Origin of the sequence: Cupriavidus sp. CuC1 (genome assembly GCF_044627735.1) — a bacterium.
In the GTDB taxonomy this organism is placed as follows: domain Bacteria; phylum Pseudomonadota; class Gammaproteobacteria; order Burkholderiales; family Burkholderiaceae; genus Cupriavidus; species Cupriavidus ulmosensis.
The window spans coordinates 1-972 of record NZ_JBIUHC010000394.1 but is presented as its reverse complement, the minus strand read 5'-3'; the positions used below and the strand labels follow the sequence as shown (position 1 = coordinate 972).

The following is a 972-nucleotide window of genomic DNA, read 5'->3' as shown; positions in this document are numbered from 1 at the left end:
CCATAGACCGAAGAAATAGCGGGATTTAAATGCAAAAAAACCGCAAACTTAAAAATCTTGCGGTTCTCTGAACTCATTTTCATGAGTGAATTTGGCGGAACGGACGGGACTCGAACCCGCGACCCCCTGCGTGACAGGCAGGTATTCTAACCGACTGAACTACCGCTCCACCGAATTCTTTTACAACCACCGGTTTTATGACCGGCTTACTGCTTAATTTGATGCCTGGCAGTTCCCTACTCTCGCATGGGGAGACCCCACACTACCATCGGCGCTACGGCGTTTCACTTCTGAGTTCGGCATGGGGTCAGGTGGGACCACCGCGCTACGGCCGCCAGGCAAATTCTGTTTTATCAGACCGCTTCTGCGTTCTGATTTAATCTGTATCAGGCTGAAAATCTTCTCTCATCCGCCAAAACAGCTTCGGCGTTGTAAGGTTAAGCCTCACGGTTCATTAGTACCGGTTAGCTCAACGCATCGCTGCGCTTACACACCCGGCCTATCAACGTCGTCGTCTTCAACGTTCCTTCAGGACTCTCAAGGAGTCAGGGAGAACTCATCTCGGGGCAAGTTTCGTGCTTAGATGCTTTCAGCACTTATCTCTTCCGCATTTAGCTACCGGGCAGTGCCATTGGCATGACAACCCGAACACCAGTGATGCGTCCACTCCGGTCCTCTCGTACTAGGAGCAGCCCCCCTCAGTTCTCCAGCGCCCACGGCAGATAGGGACCGAACTGTCTCACGACGTTCTAAACCCAGCTCGCGTACCACTTTAAATGGCGAACAGCCATACCCTTGGGACCTACTTCAGCCCCAGGATGTGATGAGCCGACATCGAGGTGCCAAACACCGCCGTCGATATGAACTCTTGGGCGGTATCAGCCTGTTATCCCCGGAGTACCTTTTATCCGTTGAGCGATGGCCCTTCCATTCAGAACCACCGGATCACTATGTCCTGCTTTCGCACCTGCT

1 tRNA gene and 2 rRNA genes are annotated in these 972 nt (G+C 52.9%); all 3 read right to left on the bottom strand.

Features of this window, described 5'->3' with window-relative positions:
• Nucleotides 1-92: 92 nt before the first annotated feature.
• Nucleotides 93-169 (bottom strand) — tRNA-Asp (locus ACGLHR_RS51865).
• A gap of 54 nt (nt 170-223) precedes the next feature.
• A 5S ribosomal RNA gene (gene rrf, locus ACGLHR_RS51860) occupies nt 224-339 on the bottom strand.
• Between the two features lie 94 nt (nt 340-433).
• Nucleotides 434-972: ribosomal RNA gene (locus tag ACGLHR_RS51855) — 23S ribosomal RNA — on the bottom strand; the annotation flags it as partial.